Source organism: Bradyrhizobium sp. GW821-FHT13H05 (genome assembly GCF_058804065.1).
The window spans coordinates 617,385-635,107 of the sequence record NZ_JBXAPO010000003.1; the positions used below are offsets into that span (position 1 = coordinate 617,385).

Here is a 17,723-nt window from a genome sequence, read left to right on the forward strand (position 1 = left end):
GTCCAGAGCATCAATCCGTTCGCATCGAGGTGTCCCGTCGTTGCTCACCCGCCGCGGATGGCGTCACGGACATTTGCCAAGAGATTCGTCAAGAGATTCGCCAAGAGAGGGACGACATGAAAGCGACAACGATCAAGGCACTCGCCAAGCTATTCGCCAAGGCGACCGTCGCTGTCGTTCTTCTGTCCAGCGAGGCCGTGGCCCAGGGGGCGGGCAGGCTGGACAAGATCCGTGAGAACGGCTCGATCACATTGGGATACCCCGAGACCTCGGTGCCCTTCGCCTATCTTGACGCCAACCAGAAGCCCATCGGCTACAGCGTGGAAATCTGCGAACAGGTGGTGCAGTCGATCAAGGCGGCCCTCAAGCTCCCCAAGCTCGAGATTCGCTATGCTCCCATAACTTCGGCCACACGTATTCAGCTGCTCGCCAACGGCACGATCGATCTCGAATGCGGCAACACGACCAATAATATCGAGCGCCATAAACTCGTCGCCTTTGCTCCGACCACTTTCGTTGCGCAGGTCGTTCTCGTCGCGCGGAGGGATGGCGGGGTCGATGTCAACGACCCGAATTCGTTTCGCGGCAAGGCGATCGCCGCCCAGGCCGGCGGCCAGACTTTCAAGGTGATTACGCTGATCAACGCCAAGAACAATCTTGGTATCACGGTCGTGCCGGGCAAGGACACCGCCGAGACCTTCCTGATGCTGTCGACCGGCCGGGTGGCCGGCACCGCCAACGATGACGGTCTCGCCTACGCCACGGTTGCCACGTCAAGGACGCCGGATGACTTCGTGATCGGCAGCAAGGGGCTCGAGACGGCGCCTTACGGCATCGTCGAACCCAAGGATGATCCTGCTTTCAAGAAGGTCGTCGACGAGGCCGTGATCGACATGATGAAGAGCGGACAGATTGCGGCGCTCTACGACAAATATTTCAATTCACCGATCCCGCCGCATGGTCTCAACCTGAAATTTCCGATGAGCGCCGCCCTCAAGCGGGCGCTGGCCAACCCGACCGATTCCGGCGATCCCGCAGCCTACGAATGAAGCGCCAGGCGCTTGAGAGGGTCCGCAATGGCACATCAACACGAGACGAACCCGGCAGGCGCCGGGTTGCCGCCCATCGACCTTCGCAGCGATACGGTGACCAAGCCGACCGAGGCGATGTATGCCCGCATGGCTTCGGCGCCGCTTGGTGATGACGGGCTGGACGGTGACCCCACGGCAAGGGAGCTGGAGGCCGTCGCGGCCGCGGCGTTGGGCAAGGACGCCGGCTTGTTTGTGCCGAGCTGCACCATGGCCAATCTGCTCGCGACGCTGGCGCAGTCGCAGCGCAGTGAACAGATCGCGTTGGAAGCGAATGCCCATATGTACGTCTCCGAACGAGGGGCGGCGACGTTTACAGGACAGTTCTACCTCGCCATTGCCGGCACCGACGGCGCGATGGACCTGAATTTGCTGGAAGACGCCTTGCAGGGCGAAGGGCTCAAGCTCAGGACCGCCATGGTCGCGATGGAAACCTCGCACAACAACGCGAGCGGCGCCGTGCTGCCGTTGGCGCATATGCAGGCCGTGCACGCCATGGCTGCGGCCCGCGGCATCCCGGTGCATCTCGACGGCGCGCGGCTCTTCAACGCCGCGGTCGCCCTTGAAACGACGCCGGCGGAGGTCGCGAGCCATTGCGACACGGTCTCCCTGTGTCTGTCGAAGGGCCTGAGCGCACCCGCCGGGGCCGTGCTCGCCGGGCCGCGCGCCGTGATCGACCGGAGCCGCAGGTTTCGCCGCATGCTGGGAGGCACGCAGCGCCAGATCGGCGTCCTGGCCGCCGCCGGCCTTGAGGCCGTTCAGGTCATGGGTGCGCGTCTGGGCGAGGACCACCGGCGTGCACGAGCCCTGAGTGATGCATTGAACGGGATGCATCCAAAGCTGAGCGCGACAATCCCGCGGACGAATATCGTGCAGGTCGACGTCTCACTCTCCGGACGCGACAGCACCAAATGGTCGGAGGCTCTGGAGAGGGCAGGCGTGAAGGCGAGACCCTGGGGCAAGCAGCGATTGCGCTGCGTGACCCATCGCCATATCGACGATGCGGATATTGATCGTGCGATCGTGGCATTTCGGACCGTGGCTGCAGATTTGGCTCAGGGCATCCGCTGACTTGGCGAGGGGGCTACGGCTCTCTCCCCGTCATTGCGAGCGTAGCGAAGCAATCCAGATTGTCTCCGCGAATGTATTTCTGGATTGCTTCGCTGCGCTCGCAATGACGGCGGAGAGATTTACGTCAACACCCCCACCACCGCCCCCATCAAACACGTCGTCAGCGTGCCCGACACGATCGACTTCAGCCCCAGCGCGTTGATCTCCTCGCGCCGCTCCGGCGCCATGACGCCGAGGCCGCCGATCATGATGCCGAGGCTGGCGAAGTTGGCGAAGCCGCACATCGCGTAGAGCATGATCAGGCGCGAGCGCGGATCGAGCGTATCGGGCGGCAGCTTTGAGAAGTCGACATAGGCGATCAATTCGTTGAGGACGGTTTTCGTGCCCATCAGGCTGCCGGCAGTGACTGCCTGATCCCAGGGCAATCCCATCAGCCAGCATACCGGCGCCATCACCAGCCCAAGCAGGCGCTGTAGCGAGATCGCCGCGCCGCCAATGTTCGGCAGCAAGCCCAGCATGGCGTTGACGAGATAGACCAGCGCCACCAGCACCAGCAGCATCGCGACGATGTTGATCAGCAGCTCGATCCCCGCACCGGTGCCTTTCACGATCGCGTCCATCGTGCCGGAGACCTCCATCTCGGGATCCTCCAGCGCGCCGCCGGTGCGCTTGTCACTCGTCTCGGGCACCATGATCAGGCTGACGAGGATCGCAGCCGGTGCGCCCAGCACCGAAGCGATGACGAAATGCGCGGCGGCATCGGGGATGAGGGGCGCAAGCAGCGTCGCATAGAGCACCAGCACGGTGCCGGCGATGCCGGCCATGCCGCCGGTCATCACCAGAAACAATTCGCTGCGGGACATCTGTGCCAGATACGGCCGCACGAACAGCGGCGCCTCGACCATGCCGAGAAAGATGTTGGCGGCGGTCGAGAGCCCGACCGCGCCGCCGACGCCGAGCGTGCGCTCCAGCAGCCAGGCCATGCCGCGCACGATCGGCGGCAACACGCGCCAATAGAACAGCAGTGTCGTCAGCACGCTCATGACCAGCACGATCGGCAGCGCCTGGAAGGCCAGGATGAAATCGGCGCCCGGCACCTTCAGATCGAAGGGCAGGGCGCCGCCGCCGATATAGCCGAACACGAAGGAGGAGCCGGCGCGCGAGGCCGCGGAGATGGCGCCGACCGCGTCGTTGATGGCGCCGAAGGCACGCGCGACGACGGGCACTTTCAACAGCACGATCGCGGTGACGAAGGTCGCAACGAGGCCGGTCGCGGCCTGGCGAGCCGAGACCGCGCGGCGATTCTCGCTCAGCACCCAGGCGATCAACAGCAATGCGAAAACGCCGAGTGCCGATTGCAGTCGCAGCATGATGTCCCCAAACCCCCAATGATTATGGCCGCGCGTGCGTTGCAAACGCAATGCCGGAAGAGCGCCGGAGCCGCCCGCTGTTGACAAGAAGGTCCGCGTCAGCCACGCGGGGCTCGGCGACATCCAGGAGGCGGACGGTCCGAGCGTGACCCAAGAGGCGATGACAGAGCAGCCAGTTTCAGCGAATCCGCCGGTCAGCGCCCGTGCGCTCCTCTCACACCGTGCCTTCCTGTTCTTCCTGCTCTCGCGCAGCCTGTCGCGCTTTTCCAGCCAGATTGCGGCGGTCGCGATCGGCTGGCAGATCTACGACCTGACCGGCTCGGCTTTCGATCTCGGCATGGTTGGCCTCGTCCAGTTCCTGCCCACCGCGCTTTTGGTGTTCGTCGCCGGCCACGCCGCCGACCGGTTTGAGCGCAAGCGCGTGGTCCAGCTCTGCCAGCTCGTGGAGGCGGCAACAGCCCTTTATCTCGCAATCATCACCTATCTCGGCGCGGTCAGCGAGGTGCAGATCTTCATCGCAACCTTCGTGCTCGGCATTGCCGGCGCCTTCGAGAGCCCGACCACGGCGGCACTGTTGCCGCTGATCGCGCCGCAGGGCTCGCTCCAGCGCGCAACCGCGGTCGCGAGCGGCGCGGGGCAGGTCGCGACCATCACCGGACCCGCGCTCGGCGGTTTTGCCTATGCGATCGCGCCGCATCTTGCCTATGCCGCGATGCTGCTGTTCTGGATTTTTGGGATGATTTTGACGGGCTTCATCCGGCCCCGTCCGCAGGCGGTCGCGAAAGAGGGAACGGACTCGGACAATATCTTTGCCGGCGTCCGCTTCATCCGCCGCAATCCCGCCATCCTCGGCACTATCTCGCTCGATCTGTTCGCGGTGCTGTTTGGCGGCGTCACCGCGCTCTTGCCGATCTATGCCCGCGACATCCTTCAGACCGGTCCGGTCGGGCTCGGTGTGTTGCGCGCAGCGCCCGCGGTCGGCGCGCTCTTGATGACCATGGTGCTGGCGCGCCACGCCATCTCCAGGCATGTGGGCCTGCGCATGTTCCAGGCGGTGATCGTGTTTGGCCTTGCCACGATCGTGTTCGCGCTGTCGTCATGGATGTGGCTGTCGGTGCTCTCGCTCGCCATTCTCGGCGCCGCCGACACGATCAGCGTCGTGATCCGCTTCTCGCTGGTGCAGCTCTCCACCCCCGACGAGATGCGCGGCCGCGTCGGCGCGGTGAACTTCCTCTTCATCAACGCCTCGAACCAGCTCGGCCAGTTCGAAAGCGGCGTGGCCGCCGCGTTGCTCGGCGCCATGCCGGCGGCGGTGCTCGGCGGCGTCTGCACGGTCGCGGTCGCGCTGCTGTGGATGAAGCTGTTCCCCAGCCTGCGGCAGGTGGAGAGTCTGGAGTAGGCCACCGCTCTCTCCCCGTCATTGCGAGGAGCGAAGCGACGAAGCAATCCAGAATCTCGCCACAGTTGACAGTCTGGATTGTTTCGCTGCGCTCGCAATGACGATTGTTGAGATAGCGGGCGGACTTAACTCGCGTCACCCCGGCGGCCGGCAACAATAGGCGTCCCCTTGACGCCTACTGTGCATGGGGTTGTTTTCGCAGTTTTCAGTTCAGCCGCGTCCGACGAACGGCATCTTGGTCGCCATCACCGTCATGGTCAGCACGTTGGCATCGAGCGGCAGGCCGGCCATGTAGGCCACCGCATCGCCGACCGCCTTGGCGTTCATGCGCGGCTCATGCTTGGTGGTGCCGTCGGGCTGCAGCACGCCGGGGCCGTTGGCCATGCGGTCGGTCATGGGGGTCGCGGCATTGCCGATGTCGACCTGGCCGACCGCGATGTCGTACATACGGCCGTCAAGGTTCGATGCCTTGGTCAGGCCCGTGATCGCATGCTTGGTCGAGGTGTAGGCTGCCGAGAACGGCCGCGGCGCGTGCGCCGAGATCGAGCCGTTGTTGATGATGCGACCGCCGCGCGGACTCTGGTCCTTCATGATGCGGAAGGCGTGCTGGGTGCAGAGGAACGGGCCGGTGAGGTTGGTGTTCACCACAGCCTGCCACTGCTCGAGGCTGAGATCCTCGAAGTTGATGGCGGGCGCGCCCATGCCGGCATTGTTGAAGAGCACGTCGAGGCGGCCATAGGTCGCCTTCACCTTGTCGAACAGCGCGGCGATCTGGTCCGGCTTGGTCATGTCGGCGGTGACGCACAGGCTCCTGCCGGCAGGGCCGAGCTTCGCGGTCTCCTCGAGCATCTCCATCCGGCGTCCGACCAGCACCACGGTGAAGCCGGTGTTCATCAGCGCCAGCGATGCCGCGCGCCCGACACCGGTGCCGGCGCCCGTCACCACTGCGATCTTTTTTGCTTCACTCATCGTTTCCTGCCTTTTCTCTCTTCAAGTTCTTGGTCAAGTTTTTGGCTGTCAGGTTTTAGGTTCTTTTTCGTTCTTGTAGGGTGGCCGCGGAATGTTCTGATGCGCGGCGCGCAACGCCGCCGACCAGCGCGAACGCAGATCGTGGAAATAGGGCTCGCCGGCCTCGATGCGGTGGTTGAGGTCGGCATCGCAGGCGTCGGCCCGTACCACCAGCACGTCGATCGGCAGGCCGACGCCGAGATTGGAGCGCATGGTCGAGTCCATCGAGATCAGGCCGGTCTTCAGCGCCTCGTAGAGCTCGACATCGTAATGCATGGCGCGGTCGAGCACCGGCTTGCCGTATTTGTGCTCGCCGATCTGCAGGTAAGGCGTGTCGGTGGTGCACTCGATGAAGTTGCCTGCCGTGTAGACCATGAACAGGCGCATCCGCGCGCCCTTGATCTGGCCGCCGAACAGGAAGGACACGTCGAACGAGACGTCCTCGGATTTCAGCGCGGGGCCCTCGGTCGCATGCACCGCCCGGATCGCCCGGCCGATGCGCTGGGCGGCCTGGAACATGGTTGGCGCGTTCATCAGCGTCTCGATGTCGCCCGTGTTGGGGTCCTCCAAGCCTTCAGTCAGGGTGGAGAGCACCGACTGGCTGATGGCCAGGTTGCCGGCGCTGGCGATCGCCATGATGCGGTCGCCGGGCTTGGAGAAGATGTGCAGCTTGCGGAAGGTCGAGACATTGTCGAGGCCGGCATTGGTGCGGGTATCGGCGATCATCACCAGACCGTCCCGAACCAGGATTCCGCAACAATAGGTCATTTCCCATCCCCGAACGCGAGCGCTTTTATCGGCGCCAAACTAGTAGCCAATTTCGGGGAGGCATGAAACCCCCGATTGCCGGGGGAGGTCGTCATTCCCGGGCGCTCCGCGGCTGCGATTGCCACCTCAATCGGAGGCATCGACGAGAAACGCCTGATCGACGGGGACGCCGAGCGTCGTGACCAGGCGGTTCGTCTCCGCGGCCATGCCGATGATGGCGAGCATCTCGCCATATTCGGCCTCGGTCATGCCCTTGGCCCGTGCGGCGGCGGTGTGCGAATGGATGCAGTAGTTGCAGCCATGCGCCACCGAAACCGCGACATAGAGCATTTCCTTGACCTTGGGATCGAGCGCGCCTGGCGCCATCACCTGCTTGATGCTCTCCCAGGTCCGCCGCAGCGTCTTCGGATCATGCGCCAGCGCGCGCCAGAAATTGTTGACGAAATCCGACTGCCGCACCTTGCGGATGTCGTCGAAAACGGCGCGCGCCTCGCTGGAGAGTTCTTCGTCCGAAAGCAGCTTCACGGTCGCCATGGTGGGGTACCTCGCAGGGTCTGATCGGATCCTGCGATTGTAGCACGGCTCATGCGTCAGGCCGGTAGCGCCTCGTGGCGCGATGCGGCTGCGCCTAGCTCTGCCGCTGCGATTGTGATTGCCCGCCGCGGCCGGCCTGCTCGACCTTGACGGCCACCGACAGCGTCTCGGCGCCGCCGCCATAGCGGGTTCCGCGCACCGGGGCTGCACCGAGATAATCGAGCCCGATCGCGACGCGGACATGGGCATCGGTGGTGCAGATGCAATTGGCGGGGTCGAAGCCGACCCAGCCGAGACCGTCGACATAAGCCTCCGCCCAGGCATGGCCTGCGTCCTGATGCACCGTGCCGTCCGAGCGCAGGAAATGACCGGAGACGAAGCGCGCCGGCACGCCGCCGGTGCGGGCGCAGGCAATGAAAATGTGCGCGTAGTCCTGGCAGACGCCCCGCTTGAGCGTGAACGCTTCGGCCGCCGAGGTGCCGCTGTTGGTTGGATCCTCGTCGAACGTCATGTGCTCGCTGATCTGCGTCATCAGCGTGTGCAGGAAACCGAGCGTGTCGCTCTCGGCCTCGCTGCGCAGCTGGCGCGCCACTGCGGCCATCGCCGGATTGACTTCGGTCAGCTCCGTCGTGCGCAGGAACATGCCGGCCGGAAAGCGCTCGTCGGCGCCGCGCAGCACGCCGCCGGTATCGTGGGTCTCGATCAGTCCCTCGGCCGTGATCTTGATGTCGCCGACGGGGCCGCAGGACAGCACATGAGTGACGTTGCCGAACGCGTCCTCGTGGGTGTCGAGCCTGGTGTCGGTCGAGACGTCGATTTGCCATTCCGCTACATACTGCCCGTCATGGCTGCACGGCGTCATGCGCAGGATCTGGATCACGCTGGTGGCCGGCGGCTCGTAGCGATAGGTCGTGGTGTGCTGGATTCGCAGGCGCATGGTGGACCGTTGTTCTGGCGTCGTCATTCCGGGCTCGCCCGGCGGGCGCACCGGAATGACGGCAGTATCAGATCAAATACTGCTTCGTGATGATTTCGCCCAGTCTTGAATTGTCCGCGATGAATTCCTGAATGAATTCATGCACGCCATGCTGGAAAATGTCGTTCATATTGCTGTGTTCGAGCCGGTTGCGGATGCCGCGGGCGTGGCGCTGGGCGGGACCCTGGCGGCCATAGGCGACGCCGATCTGGTCGAGATTGCGCGTGAGATTGTCGTAGCAGCTCGCCAGCGAGCGCGGCAGCGTCCCGTTGAGAATGAGCAGATCCGCGACCAGCCACGGCTTCAGCGTCTCGCGATAGACCCAGTGATAGGCCGTCAGCGCCGAGACCGAGCGCAGGATCGAGCTCCACTGATAGAAGTCGAGCGGGCCGCCGACATGCTCCTCCTCGGGCAGCAGCACGTGGTACTTCACGTCGAGAATACGCGCAGTGTTGTCGGCGCGCTCCAGATGCAGGCCGAGGCGCGAGAACCAGTAGGCGTCGTTGCGCAGCATGGTCCGGTAGGCCGAGCCGTCGAAACGCAGCGAGGTCTCCTGCACGAAGCGCAGGAACTTTGCGAGATCCTCGCGGGTCGAGGTGCCCTTGTTCCAGACCTCCTGCAATTCGATCCAGGCCGAGTTGATGGTGTCCCACATCTCGCTGGTGAGCGCGGTGCGCACCGAGCGCGAGTTCAGCCGCGCCGCCTCGATGCAGTTCCTGATCGAGGACGGGTTGTCGGCAGAGAACGAGAGGTAGTCGACGACGTTGTGCTCGTTGGCTTCTTCATATTGCTGATAGAAGCTCGCGGCCACGCCGGCGGTCAGGAGCGCCGAGTCCCATTCATTGGTCTTGCCGATATAGGCGGCGGGAAGCGCGGTGACGCGCAGCGTCGCATCGATGGTGCGCGCGAGATATTCGGCCCGTTCGACGTAGCGGGCGAGCCAGTAGAGGTTTTCGGCGGTACGCGACAGCATCTCTCTACTCGTCCAGGATCCAGGTGTCTTTGGTGCCGCCGCCCTGGCTCGAATTCACCACCAGGGAGCCTTCCTTCAGCGCGACGCGTGTCAGTCCGCCCGGCACGATCGTGGTGCTCTTGCTGCCGGTCAGCACGAACGGCCGCAGGTCCACGTGACGCGGCGCAAGGCCGGAGGCCGTGCAGGTCGGGCAGGTCGAGAGCGCCAGCGTCGGCTGCGCGATGAAGCCCTCCGGCTCGCGCTTGAGCTTTTCGCGGAACGCCTCGATGGTCGCTTTCGTCGCCGCGGGGCCGATCAGCATGCCGTAGCCGCCGGAGCCGTGCACTTCCTTCACGACGAGATCGCCGAGATGGTCGAGCACATAGGCAAGGTCCTTCGGCTCGCGGCAGCGCCAGGTCTGGACGTTCTTCAGGATCGGCTCCTCGCCGAGGTAGAATTTCACGATCTCCGGCATGTAGGAGTAGATCGCCTTGTCGTCGGCGATGCCGGTGCCGACGGCGTTGGCGAGCGTGATGTTGCCGGCGGCATAGGCCGACATCAGCCCGGGCACGCCGAGCGCCGAGTCGGGCCGGAAGGTAAGGGGGTCCAGGAAGTCGTCGTCGACGCGGCGGTAGATCACGTCGACCCGTTTCACCCCTTCCGTCGTGCGCATGAAGACTTCGTTGTTCTTGACGATGAGGTCGCGGCCCTCAACGAGCTCGATGCCGAGCTTGTCGGCGAGGAAGGAGTGCTCGTAATAGGCGGAGTTGTAGACGCCGGGCGTGAGGAGAGCGACCGTCGGCTCGCCCGAAGCGCCCTGCGGCGCCACCGAGCGCAAGGCGGAAAGCAGTTCGTCCGGATACCGCTCGACCGGCGCCACCCTGTGGCGGGCGAACAGATCCGGAAACAGCCGCATCATGATCTCGCGGTTCTCCAGCATGTAGGACACGCCGGACGGCGTACGCGCATTGTCCTCCAGCACGATGAAGTCCTCGGCGTCGACCCGGATGATGTCGATGCCGGCGATGTGCACGTAGACATCGTGCGGCACCTGCTGACCGTTCATCTCCGGGCGGAATACCGGGTTCTGGAAGATCAGATCGGCGGGCACGATCTCGGCGCGGAGGATGTCGCGGCCATGGTAGATGTCGCGCAGGAACATGTTGAGCGCGCGGACGCGCTGCTTCAGGCCCTTCTCCAGCAGCGCCCATTCCTTGCCCGACATGATCCGCGGGATCACGTCGAAGGGGATCAGGCGCTCGGTGGACTCGGAATCACCATAGACGGCGAAGGTGATGCCGATCCGGCGGAACAGGAGCTCGGCCTCCTGGCGGCGATATTCGAGCGCCTCGGGAGGCGTCTCCTTAAGCCAGCGCGCCAGCTCCTGATAGGCGGGGCGAAGGTCCCCACCGGGAATATTCATTTCATCAAACGCGACTGCCATAGATGCCGACTGTTCTCCGTGGCCATGCGGCAAGAGTGCATGACTTTCATGTGGTAGCAAGGGCCGGGCCAGCGCGATAAGCATGGACTGGCAGGATTTACCGGGGATGGCCGGCGGCTTGCCTGAAAAAATGGCTGAGGACTGCTTATTTCGGCAGCAAAACCGCGTGACTTCAACGCGTTACCTCGGCAAAGTCGGCGCGAGAGGTGAGGGACTTAAGGCATGAGCGAGATCGTCACGGCGGGCATTCTGGTCATTGGGGACGAAATCCTGTCCGGCCGGACCAAGGACAAGAATATCGGCTTCATCGCCGAATACCTGACCAATATCGGCATCGACCTGAAGGAAGTCCGGGTCGTCTCCGACGACGAGGCCGACATCATCGCCGCCTTGGATGCACTGCGGCATCGCTACACCTACGTCTTCACCACCGGCGGCATCGGGCCGACCCATGACGACATTACCGCTGACAGCGTCGCCAAGGCGTTCGGCGTCGGCATCGACCACCATCCGGAGGTGGTCGCCCGCTTCCGCGAGCGCTGGAGCGAGCAGGACCTCAACGAGGCCCGCCTGCGCATGGCCCGCATCCCCGACGGCGCCGAGCTGATCCAGAGCGCCACCATCCTCGCCCCCGGCTTCAAGATCGGCAATGTCATCGTGATGGCGGGGGTGCCTTCGATCATGCAGGCGATGATGGACATCGTCTCGCCCAAGCTGAAATCGGGCGTGCGCATGCTCTCCGAATCGGTCCGCGCCAATGCGCGGGAGGGCGACATCGGCAGCCCGCTGCGGGCGATCGCCGCCGCCCATCCCGATACCATCATCGGCAGCTATCCCTTCATGGACGAAGAGCAGAAGCCCAACACCAATCTGGTGGTGCGCTCGCGCGATGCGGACAAGCTTGCGGCGGCGATGGCGGCGGTGAAGGAAATGCTGGCAGGATTGAACATCACCCGGTAGCTAGGAAAGCTGCCGGACGACGATTGGCAGGAGAGGACGATGAGCGGCGAAGCACCGGAACTGAGCGCACAGGAGCGGGCAGGCAAGGCCTTTCCGGTCTCGTGGGACCAGTTCCACCGGGATTGCCGGGCGCTGACCTGGCGGCTCAACGAGGTTGGCCCGTTTCACGCGGTGATCGCGATCACCCGCGGTGGGCTTGTGCCGGCGGCGATCGTGGCGCGCGAGCTCGGCGTGCGCGTGATCGATACGGTCTGCATCGCCAGCTACGACCACAACAAGCAGGGCGAGCTTCAGGTCCTGAAGGGCATTTCAGAACAGGCGATGAAGCTCGGCGGCGGCACCGGCAAGGGGCTGCTGATCGTCGACGACCTCGTCGACACCGGCAAGACCGGCAGACTGGTGCGCGAGATGCTGCCCGACGCACATTTCGCCACCGTCTACGCGAAGCCGAAGGGACGCCCGCTGGTCGACACCTTCATCACGGAAGTGTCGCAGGACACCTGGATCTTCTTCCCCTGGGACACCGCACTGTCCTACCACCCGCCGTTGCGCGACGGGGCGGCGTGATTTCCTCCGTCATTGCGAGGAGCGAAGCGACGAAGCAATCCAGAAATGCGTCTGCGGAGGCAGTCTGGATTGCTTCGCTTCGCTCGCAATGACGGGCGGAGGCAGTCATGCCCCTGCAAAACCGCGTCACGCCGACCGGCGACATCATCGCCACGCCGCACCGCGGCACGTTCACCGGCAATCGCGGCATCATCCATGATCCCACGACGAAGACGCTGTTAAACAAGCGTTGGTCGTCACCAGCCTGGATCACGTGTCTCTGCGAATTCCGCGGCTGGCGGCGACCGGTGATGGCGCGGCGGAGCTGGACCGAGCTGTTCTTCCTCGACGAGGCCACCGCCTTCGCGGCAGGACATCGGCCCTGCTTCTTCTGCCGACGCGATGATGCCAAGCGCTTTCGCGCGGCTTGGGAGACGGGCAATGGTGTCAGCGGCGTCAGTGCCAAGGCAATGGACGCCGTGCTGCATCGCGAGCGCCTTGAACGCGGCAAGAAACGGCTGCATGCGCTGCCGATGCCGCTGGCCGAACTGCCCGATGGCGCGATGGTGCAACAGGATGATGAATGCTTCCTGATCGCACAGGGCAGGACGTTGCTGTGGTCGTTCGCGGGCTATGTCCCGCAGACGCGCGCCCTCGATCGCCCGATGCTGCTGACGCCGCCGTCCACGCTGCGCGCGATCATCGCCGGATATCAGCCGGTGCTGCACCCGACCGCGCGCGGCTAGCGCAGCGGTTTTCCCTCTTCATCGACGGTCGTCCGCGCATCGCGCAGCGCCCATTCGCGGATCACCTGGCGGCAGCGGGTCAGCTCGGCCTCGCTGGCGGCATTCATATCCTTCGACGCCCGCTCGACCATGGCCTTGCAGTTGACGAGCACGGAGCGATCCTCTGCGCGTGCCAATGCCGTGGTTGCGACGAGTGCCGTGATGACGATGGCCGGTCGGATCACCACAGTTACCCCAGCTTCTCGCGTGCCAGCGCCGCGCCGGCGCCGAGCGCCATCAGCTTGGCTTCGGCAATGTCGCGCCGCATCGGGGCCATGCCGCAATTGGTGGTGGCGATGATGTTGCTCTTGGGCACGAATTTCGAGACCGCGTCGATGACCTTGACGACGTCCTCGGCCGTCTCGACCGTGTCGCTGGCGACGTCGATCACGCCCGCCTGCACGATCTTGTTCTTGAGCAGCGCGAGCAGGTCGAGCGGCACCTTCGAATTGCGGCACTCGATCGCGACCTGCTGGATCGGGCTCGCGTCGATCGCCGGAAAGATCTGCTCATACTGCCGCCATTGCGCGCCGAGGGTTTCCTTCCAGTCGGTGTTGGCCTTGATGCCGTAGCCGTAGCAGATGTGCACGGCGGTGGCGCAGGTGAGGCCTTGGGCAGCGCGCTCCAGCGCCTTGATGCCCCAATCGTTGACCTCGTCCATGTAGACGTTGAAGGCGGGCTCGTCGAACTGCACGAGATCGACGCCATCTGCCTGGAGCGCCTTGGCCTCCTCGTTCAACAATTCGGCGAAGGCAAACGCCATCTTGACGCGGTCGCCATAGTAGCGATCCGCGATGGTGTCGATGATGGTCATCGGGCCGGGCAGGGTGAATTTCAACTTCTTCTTCGTGTGGGTGCGGGCGACACGCGCCTCATCGGCATGGACGCGTCCCCTGAGGCGGAGCGGGGCGACCACTTGCGGCACCATCGCCTTGTAGCGGTCCTTGCGGATGCCCATCTCGACCTTGTGGGCGAAATCGATACCCTCGATCTTCTCCAGAAAGCCGTGCACGAAATGCTGCCGGGCCTGCTCACCCTCGGTGACGATATCGATGCCGGCGTCCTCCTGGACTTTCACGGCGAGCATCGTGGCGTCGCGCTTGGCGCGCAGGAGCTCGTCGCCCCCAGACTTCCAGGGTGCCCAGAGCATGTTGGGCTCGGCGAGCCATTCCGGCTTCGGCAAGGAGCCGGCGATCGTGGTTGGAAACAGCATGGCGGCCCTCCCGGCAGGTTATGTTGCGCCCCTTCCTGCCATGTCCTAACGTCAAGGTACAGAACAACAAAAGTCGCTCTCTATTCCAGCGACGCGAGCAGGGAAGGCCCAAAGGAAAGGCCAAAGGAAGGGTCATGATCGACCTCTATTACGCGCCGACGCCGAATGGCTGGAAAATCTCGATCATGCTGGAGGAACTCGGGCTTCCCTATCGCGTGAAGCCCGTCAACATCCGCGCCGGCGAGCAGTTCAGCCCCGAGTTTCTGGCGATCTCCCCGAACAACCGCATTCCCGCGATCGTCGATCATGATCCTGCCGACGGCGGTGCTCCTTTTTCAGCGTTCGAGACCGGCGCGATCCTGATTTATCTCGCGGAAAAGACCGGTCGCTTTCTGCCCAAAGATCTGCGCGGCCGCTCCACCACGATCCAGTGGGTGATGTGGCAGATGGCCGGCCTCGGCCCGATGCTCGGCCAGCACGGCCATTTCGCGCTCTATGCGGCGGAAAAGATCCCCTACGCGATCGAGCGCTATCGCGACGAGGCGGCGCGGCTCTATGGCGTGCTCGACCGGCAGCTCGGCAAGACGGGCGCTTACGTCGCCGGCGATTATTCCATCGCCGACATCGCCTGCTTCCCCTGGACCATGACCCACAAGGCGCAGGGCTTTACGTTAGAGGACTATCCGAACGTCAAGCGCTGGTATGCCGAGGTGCGGGCAAGGCCGCAGGTGCAGGCGGGGCTCGCGATCGGAAAATTTGTGAAAGAGCCGTTCGACGAGGAATCACGCAAGATCATGTTCGGCCAGCGTGCGAAGGAAGTGTTGGGAAAGAAGTGAGCCTCCGCTCTCTCCACGTCAGCGAGCGAAGCGAAGCAATCCAGAATTTTTCCGCGGAGGGACTCTGGATTGCTTCGTCGCTTCCGCCTTCGCCCTTCGAGCTACGGCGGACAAGTCGCTCCTCGCAATGACGGAGGAGAGAGCCGAATAAAATATCAAAGGAAACGCCATGATCGAGTTCTTCTTCGACTGTTCCAGCCCCTGGACCTATCTCGCCTTCCACAACATCCAGCCACTGGCCAAGGAATTCGGCGCCGAGATCAGCTGGCGGCCGATCCTGGTTGGCGGCATCTTCAATACGGTCAACCCCAGCGTCTACGCGCAACGCGAGACGCCGGTGCCGCTGAAGGCGCGCTACATGAAGAAGGATCTCGCCGACTGGGCGCGCTCGGCGGGCCTTAAAATCAAGATGCCGCCGACGGTGTTTCCCGTGAACAGCGTGAAGGCGATGCGCGGCTGCATTTGGTTGGGTAAGGAGATGGTGCCGTTCGCGACTGCCGTGTTCGAGGCCTATTGGGGCGACGACAAGGACATCTCGCAGGACGCGGTGCTGACCGAGATCTGCAAGAAGGTCGGCATCGACGAGCAGAAATTCTTTGCGGGAATTTCGGAGCAGGGCATCAAGGACCAGCTCAAGGCCAATACGGAAGAAGTGGTCGCGCGCGGCGGCTTTGGTTCGCCGACGATCTTCGTCGGCAAGACCGACATGTATTTCGGCAACGACCGCCTGCCGCTGATCCGCGAGGCGCTACAGCGCAGCAAGGCGAGCGCGGCCTGATGGTGCGCGCTGTCGTCTGCCGCGCGCTCGGCGCGCCTGAAACGCTGCGGCTGGAAGAGTTTCTCTCGCGCGCGCTGAAGTCCGGCGAGGTGCGCGTCGCGATCCGCGCCGCGGGCCTCAATTTCCCTGACGTGCTGATGGCGGCCGGGGAATATCAGCTCAAGCCGGAGTTGCCGTTCACGCCCGGCATGGAGGCGGCTGGCGATGTCACCGAAGTGGGGGCAGAGGTGAGGGGCGTCGCAGTCGGTGACAAGGTCATCGTCAAGATGCGCCACGGCGCCTTTACGGACGAAGCCGTGGTGACGCCGTCGCAGCTCACGCCGATGCCGTCCACCTTCGATTACGCGGAGGCCGCGACCTATCTCGCCGGCCACGGCACCGCCTATCATGCGCTGATCGATCGCGGCCGGGTCGAGCCGGGCGAGGTGCTGCTGGTGCATGGCGCCGGTGGCGGCGTTGGCCTCGCCGCCGTCGAGATCGGCAAGATGCTTGGTGCGACAGTGATTGCAACCGCGTCCAGCGACGAGAAGCTCGCGATTGCGAAGGCGCGCGGCGCCGACCATCTCGTGCGCTACGACCGCGAGCCGTTTCGCGATGCCGTCAAGCGCATCACCGACGGCCGCGGCGCCGACGTCGTGTTCGATCCCGTCGGCGGCGAGGTCTTTGAGAATTCGATGCGTTGCATCGCCTGGGGCGCGCGGCTGCTGGTGATCGGCTTTACCGGCGGCATCGGATCGGCCAAGACCAATCTCCTGCTGATCAAGGGCGCCAGCGTTCTCGGCGTGCGTGCGGGCGAGGCGGTGCGGAAAAATCCGGCGCTCGGTGAAGTGCGTCTGAAGGCGCTGCTCGCATGGGCGGAGGGGGGCAAGCTCCGCCCCAATGTCTCGCACCGCCTGCCGCTGCAGGATTACGCAAAGGCGATGCGGCTGTTGATCGACCGCAAGGCGATCGGTCGCGTGGCGCTGGTGATGGAGTGACGGTGCAGAGCGTTATTTGTAGTCCCGCTCCGTCCACCACGGAAAATAATCCGGCATATCGCTCGACACCTTGTTCTTGAACTGCGCCGGACGCTTCTCCAGGAACGACACCACGCCTTCCTTCACGTCGTCCGAGTGGCCGCGGGCGTAAATGCCGCGGCTGTCGACCTTGTGCGCTTCCATGGGATCGTCGGCGCCCATCATACGCCACATCATCTGGCGGATCAGCGCCACCGATACCGGCGCCGTCTTTGCCGCGAACTCTTTTGCCAGTGCGCGGGCGGTCGGGAGGAGATCATCAGGGGGGACCACTTTGCTGACCAGGCGTCCGATGAGTGCTTCCTGTGCCGGGAACACGCGGCCCGAATAGCACCACTCCAGCGCCTGTGCGATGCCGACGATGCGCGGCAGGAACCAGCTCGAGGCAGCCTCGGGCACGATGCCGCGCTGGGAGAACACGAAGCCGAAGCGGGCGGCGTCCGACGCAATGCGGATGTCCATCGCGAGCTGCATGGTGACGCCGATGCCGACGGCGGGCCCGTTCACCGCGGCGATGACGGGCTTGAGGCACTTGAAGATGCGCAAGGTCACCTGGCCGCCACCGTCGCGCACCTGCGGATCGCTGTAATCGACCTTGCCGTCGGCGAACCGTTTGACGGGCCCGCGCCGCGCGTCTCGATCAAAGGTGTCCGCGCCGGATGAGAGATCCGCGCCCGCGCAAAAACCGCGGCCGGCGCCGGTGACGATAATGGCGCGGACATTGTCGTCCTTGTCGGCGGCGTCGAAGGCGTCGATCAGTTCTCCTTGCATCTGCGCATTGAAGGCGTTGAGCTTGTCGGGGCGGTTCAGCGTGATGGTGAGGATCTGCTCGGCGACCTCGTATTTGATCGTCTCATACGCCATGGGTGGTTTCCTTCCTTCTTGAACGCAGTCTTGTGAAAACGTCATGCATGTGCGCCGACGTCCGTCTTGCGCGGACTGGGCATGGCTTCTTTCTTGAGTACCCAAACGACAATGG

19 protein-coding genes are annotated in these 17,723 nt (G+C 64.2%); 9 read left to right on the forward strand and 10 right to left on the reverse strand.

Annotated features, from left to right (window positions below; translation table 11 throughout):
* The first annotated feature begins 116 nt into the window (after window positions 1-116).
* Together AC1RR3_RS11835 and AC1RR3_RS11840 are read left to right on the forward strand one after the other, a co-directional pair.
* Window positions 117-1,049 carry an amino acid ABC transporter substrate-binding protein gene (locus AC1RR3_RS11835; protein WP_492822587.1) on the forward strand — a complete coding sequence of 311 codons (933 nt, stop codon included), beginning with the start codon at window positions 117-119 and terminating at the stop codon, window positions 1,047-1,049.
* 27 nt (window positions 1,050-1,076) lie between these two features.
* Window positions 1,077-2,159 (forward strand): threonine aldolase family protein, encoded by a 1,083-nt coding sequence (locus AC1RR3_RS11840; RefSeq protein ID WP_492822589.1) that lies wholly within the window; start codon window positions 1,077-1,079, stop codon window positions 2,157-2,159.
* 119 nt (window positions 2,160-2,278) lie between these two features.
* On the opposite strand, the gene AC1RR3_RS11845 is transcribed toward AC1RR3_RS11840, so the two are convergent.
* On the reverse strand, window positions 2,279-3,529 hold the full coding sequence (locus AC1RR3_RS11845; protein WP_492822591.1) for a NupC/NupG family nucleoside CNT transporter: 1,251 nt from the start codon (window positions 3,527-3,529) through the stop codon (window positions 2,279-2,281).
* A gap of 160 nt (window positions 3,530-3,689) precedes the next feature.
* Here AC1RR3_RS11845 and AC1RR3_RS11850 point away from each other — a divergent pair, with 160 nt between their 5' ends.
* Window positions 3,690-4,928 carry an MFS transporter gene (locus AC1RR3_RS11850; RefSeq protein WP_492822593.1) on the forward strand — a complete coding sequence of 413 codons (1,239 nt, stop codon included), beginning with the start codon at window positions 3,690-3,692 and terminating at the stop codon, window positions 4,926-4,928.
* A gap of 210 nt (window positions 4,929-5,138) precedes the next feature.
* Here AC1RR3_RS11850 and AC1RR3_RS11855 read toward each other — a convergent pair whose 3' ends face one another.
* From AC1RR3_RS11855 to AC1RR3_RS11880, 6 genes are all read right to left on the reverse strand, one after another.
* On the reverse strand, window positions 5,139-5,897 hold the full coding sequence (locus AC1RR3_RS11855) for an SDR family oxidoreductase (RefSeq protein ID WP_492822595.1): 759 nt from the start codon (window positions 5,895-5,897) through the stop codon (window positions 5,139-5,141).
* A gap of 48 nt (window positions 5,898-5,945) precedes the next feature.
* Window positions 5,946-6,704, reverse strand: a complete 759-nt coding sequence (locus AC1RR3_RS11860; RefSeq protein WP_008143132.1) for a proteasome-type protease — start codon at window positions 6,702-6,704, stop codon at window positions 5,946-5,948.
* A gap of 126 nt (window positions 6,705-6,830) precedes the next feature.
* The gene (locus AC1RR3_RS11865; RefSeq protein WP_492822597.1) at window positions 6,831-7,238 is read right to left on the reverse strand and encodes a carboxymuconolactone decarboxylase family protein; all 408 of its coding nucleotides are present in this window, start codon (window positions 7,236-7,238) and stop codon (window positions 6,831-6,833) included.
* Between the two features lie 94 nt (window positions 7,239-7,332).
* Window positions 7,333-8,175, reverse strand: coding sequence for a transglutaminase family protein (locus AC1RR3_RS11870; RefSeq protein WP_492823148.1), 843 nt, complete (start codon window positions 8,173-8,175; stop codon window positions 7,333-7,335).
* 67 nt (window positions 8,176-8,242) lie between these two features.
* Window positions 8,243-9,187, reverse strand: a complete 945-nt coding sequence (locus AC1RR3_RS11875) for an alpha-E domain-containing protein (protein ID WP_492822599.1) — start codon at window positions 9,185-9,187, stop codon at window positions 8,243-8,245.
* A 4-nt stretch (window positions 9,188-9,191) separates the two neighbouring features.
* On the reverse strand, window positions 9,192-10,610 hold the full coding sequence (locus tag AC1RR3_RS11880) for a circularly permuted type 2 ATP-grasp protein (protein ID WP_492822601.1): 1,419 nt from the start codon (window positions 10,608-10,610) through the stop codon (window positions 9,192-9,194).
* Between the two features lie 222 nt (window positions 10,611-10,832).
* On the opposite strand from AC1RR3_RS11880, the gene AC1RR3_RS11885 reads away from it, so the two are divergent.
* The 3 genes from AC1RR3_RS11885 (at window position 10,833) to AC1RR3_RS11895 (ending at window position 12,862) form a co-directional block, all read left to right on the forward strand.
* Complete coding sequence (locus AC1RR3_RS11885; RefSeq protein WP_130369341.1) at window positions 10,833-11,570, forward strand: competence/damage-inducible protein A; 738 nt, start codon at window positions 10,833-10,835, stop codon at window positions 11,568-11,570.
* 39 nt (window positions 11,571-11,609) lie between these two features.
* Complete coding sequence (gene gpt, locus AC1RR3_RS11890) at window positions 11,610-12,137, forward strand: xanthine phosphoribosyltransferase (protein ID WP_492822603.1); 528 nt, start codon at window positions 11,610-11,612, stop codon at window positions 12,135-12,137.
* 107 nt (window positions 12,138-12,244) lie between these two features.
* A complete protein-coding gene (locus AC1RR3_RS11895; protein ID WP_492822605.1) occupies window positions 12,245-12,862 on the forward strand; it encodes a hypothetical protein in 618 nt (205 codons plus the stop codon).
* Here the strand turns inward: AC1RR3_RS11895 and AC1RR3_RS11900 are convergent.
* Window positions 12,859-13,086 (reverse strand): hypothetical protein, encoded by a 228-nt coding sequence (locus AC1RR3_RS11900; protein WP_492822607.1) that lies wholly within the window; start codon window positions 13,084-13,086, stop codon window positions 12,859-12,861. The genes AC1RR3_RS11895 and AC1RR3_RS11900 overlap by 4 nt on opposite strands.
* Window positions 13,087-13,091: 5 nt before the next feature.
* Entirely contained in the window at window positions 13,092-14,114 is a 1,023-nt protein-coding gene (locus AC1RR3_RS11905; RefSeq protein ID WP_492822609.1) for a methionine synthase, read from the reverse strand.
* A 134-nt stretch (window positions 14,115-14,248) separates the two neighbouring features.
* Between AC1RR3_RS11905 and AC1RR3_RS11910 the strand changes: the two genes are divergently transcribed.
* The 3 genes from AC1RR3_RS11910 to AC1RR3_RS11920 all read left to right on the forward strand — a co-directional run bounded on the left by AC1RR3_RS11910 (window position 14,249) and on the right by AC1RR3_RS11920 (window position 16,705).
* Window positions 14,249-14,950 carry a glutathione S-transferase N-terminal domain-containing protein gene (locus tag AC1RR3_RS11910; RefSeq protein WP_492822611.1) on the forward strand — a complete coding sequence of 234 codons (702 nt, stop codon included), beginning with the start codon at window positions 14,249-14,251 and terminating at the stop codon, window positions 14,948-14,950.
* Between the two features lie 169 nt (window positions 14,951-15,119).
* Window positions 15,120-15,728, forward strand: coding sequence for a 2-hydroxychromene-2-carboxylate isomerase (locus AC1RR3_RS11915; RefSeq protein ID WP_492822613.1), 609 nt, complete (start codon window positions 15,120-15,122; stop codon window positions 15,726-15,728).
* Entirely contained in the window at window positions 15,728-16,705 is a 978-nt protein-coding gene (locus AC1RR3_RS11920; RefSeq protein ID WP_492822615.1) for an NADPH:quinone oxidoreductase family protein, read from the forward strand. Before AC1RR3_RS11915 ends, AC1RR3_RS11920 begins: the two co-directional genes overlap by 1 nt.
* A gap of 12 nt (window positions 16,706-16,717) precedes the next feature.
* On the opposite strand, the gene AC1RR3_RS11925 is transcribed toward AC1RR3_RS11920, so the two are convergent.
* Window positions 16,718-17,608 carry a crotonase/enoyl-CoA hydratase family protein gene (locus tag AC1RR3_RS11925; protein ID WP_492822617.1) on the reverse strand — a complete coding sequence of 297 codons (891 nt, stop codon included), beginning with the start codon at window positions 17,606-17,608 and terminating at the stop codon, window positions 16,718-16,720.
* Window positions 17,609-17,723 lie beyond the last annotated feature (115 nt).

What these genes read in the sequence shown, in the direction of transcription:
- AC1RR3_RS11835 (WP_492822587.1), top strand. Translation starts at nt 117, where the DNA reads ATGAAAGCGACAACGATCAAGGCACTCGCCAAGCTATTCGCCAAGGCG.
- AC1RR3_RS11840 (WP_492822589.1), top strand. Translation starts at nt 1,077, where the DNA reads ATGGCACATCAACACGAGACGAACCCGGCAGGCGCCGGGTTGCCGCCC.
- AC1RR3_RS11845 (WP_492822591.1), bottom strand. Translation starts at nt 3,529, where the DNA reads ATGCTGCGACTGCAATCGGCACTCGGCGTTTTCGCATTGCTGTTGATC.
- AC1RR3_RS11850 (WP_492822593.1), top strand. Translation starts at nt 3,690, where the DNA reads ATGACAGAGCAGCCAGTTTCAGCGAATCCGCCGGTCAGCGCCCGTGCG.
- AC1RR3_RS11855 (WP_492822595.1), bottom strand. Translation starts at nt 5,897, where the DNA reads ATGAGTGAAGCAAAAAAGATCGCAGTGGTGACGGGCGCCGGCACCGGT.
- AC1RR3_RS11860 (WP_008143132.1), bottom strand. Translation starts at nt 6,704, where the DNA reads ATGACCTATTGTTGCGGAATCCTGGTTCGGGACGGTCTGGTGATGATC.
- AC1RR3_RS11865 (WP_492822597.1), bottom strand. Translation starts at nt 7,238, where the DNA reads ATGGCGACCGTGAAGCTGCTTTCGGACGAAGAACTCTCCAGCGAGGCG.
- AC1RR3_RS11870 (WP_492823148.1), bottom strand. Translation starts at nt 8,175, where the DNA reads ATGCGCCTGCGAATCCAGCACACCACGACCTATCGCTACGAGCCGCCG.
- AC1RR3_RS11875 (WP_492822599.1), bottom strand. Translation starts at nt 9,187, where the DNA reads ATGCTGTCGCGTACCGCCGAAAACCTCTACTGGCTCGCCCGCTACGTC.
- AC1RR3_RS11880 (WP_492822601.1), bottom strand. Translation starts at nt 10,610, where the DNA reads ATGGCAGTCGCGTTTGATGAAATGAATATTCCCGGTGGGGACCTTCGC.
- AC1RR3_RS11885 (WP_130369341.1), top strand. Translation starts at nt 10,833, where the DNA reads ATGAGCGAGATCGTCACGGCGGGCATTCTGGTCATTGGGGACGAAATC.
- gpt (WP_492822603.1), top strand. Translation starts at nt 11,610, where the DNA reads ATGAGCGGCGAAGCACCGGAACTGAGCGCACAGGAGCGGGCAGGCAAG.
- AC1RR3_RS11895 (WP_492822605.1), top strand. Translation starts at nt 12,245, where the DNA reads ATGCCCCTGCAAAACCGCGTCACGCCGACCGGCGACATCATCGCCACG.
- AC1RR3_RS11905 (WP_492822609.1), bottom strand. Translation starts at nt 14,114, where the DNA reads ATGCTGTTTCCAACCACGATCGCCGGCTCCTTGCCGAAGCCGGAATGG.
- AC1RR3_RS11910 (WP_492822611.1), top strand. Translation starts at nt 14,249, where the DNA reads ATGATCGACCTCTATTACGCGCCGACGCCGAATGGCTGGAAAATCTCG.
- AC1RR3_RS11915 (WP_492822613.1), top strand. Translation starts at nt 15,120, where the DNA reads ATGATCGAGTTCTTCTTCGACTGTTCCAGCCCCTGGACCTATCTCGCC.
- AC1RR3_RS11920 (WP_492822615.1), top strand. Translation starts at nt 15,728, where the DNA reads ATGGTGCGCGCTGTCGTCTGCCGCGCGCTCGGCGCGCCTGAAACGCTG.
- AC1RR3_RS11925 (WP_492822617.1), bottom strand. Translation starts at nt 17,608, where the DNA reads ATGGCGTATGAGACGATCAAATACGAGGTCGCCGAGCAGATCCTCACC.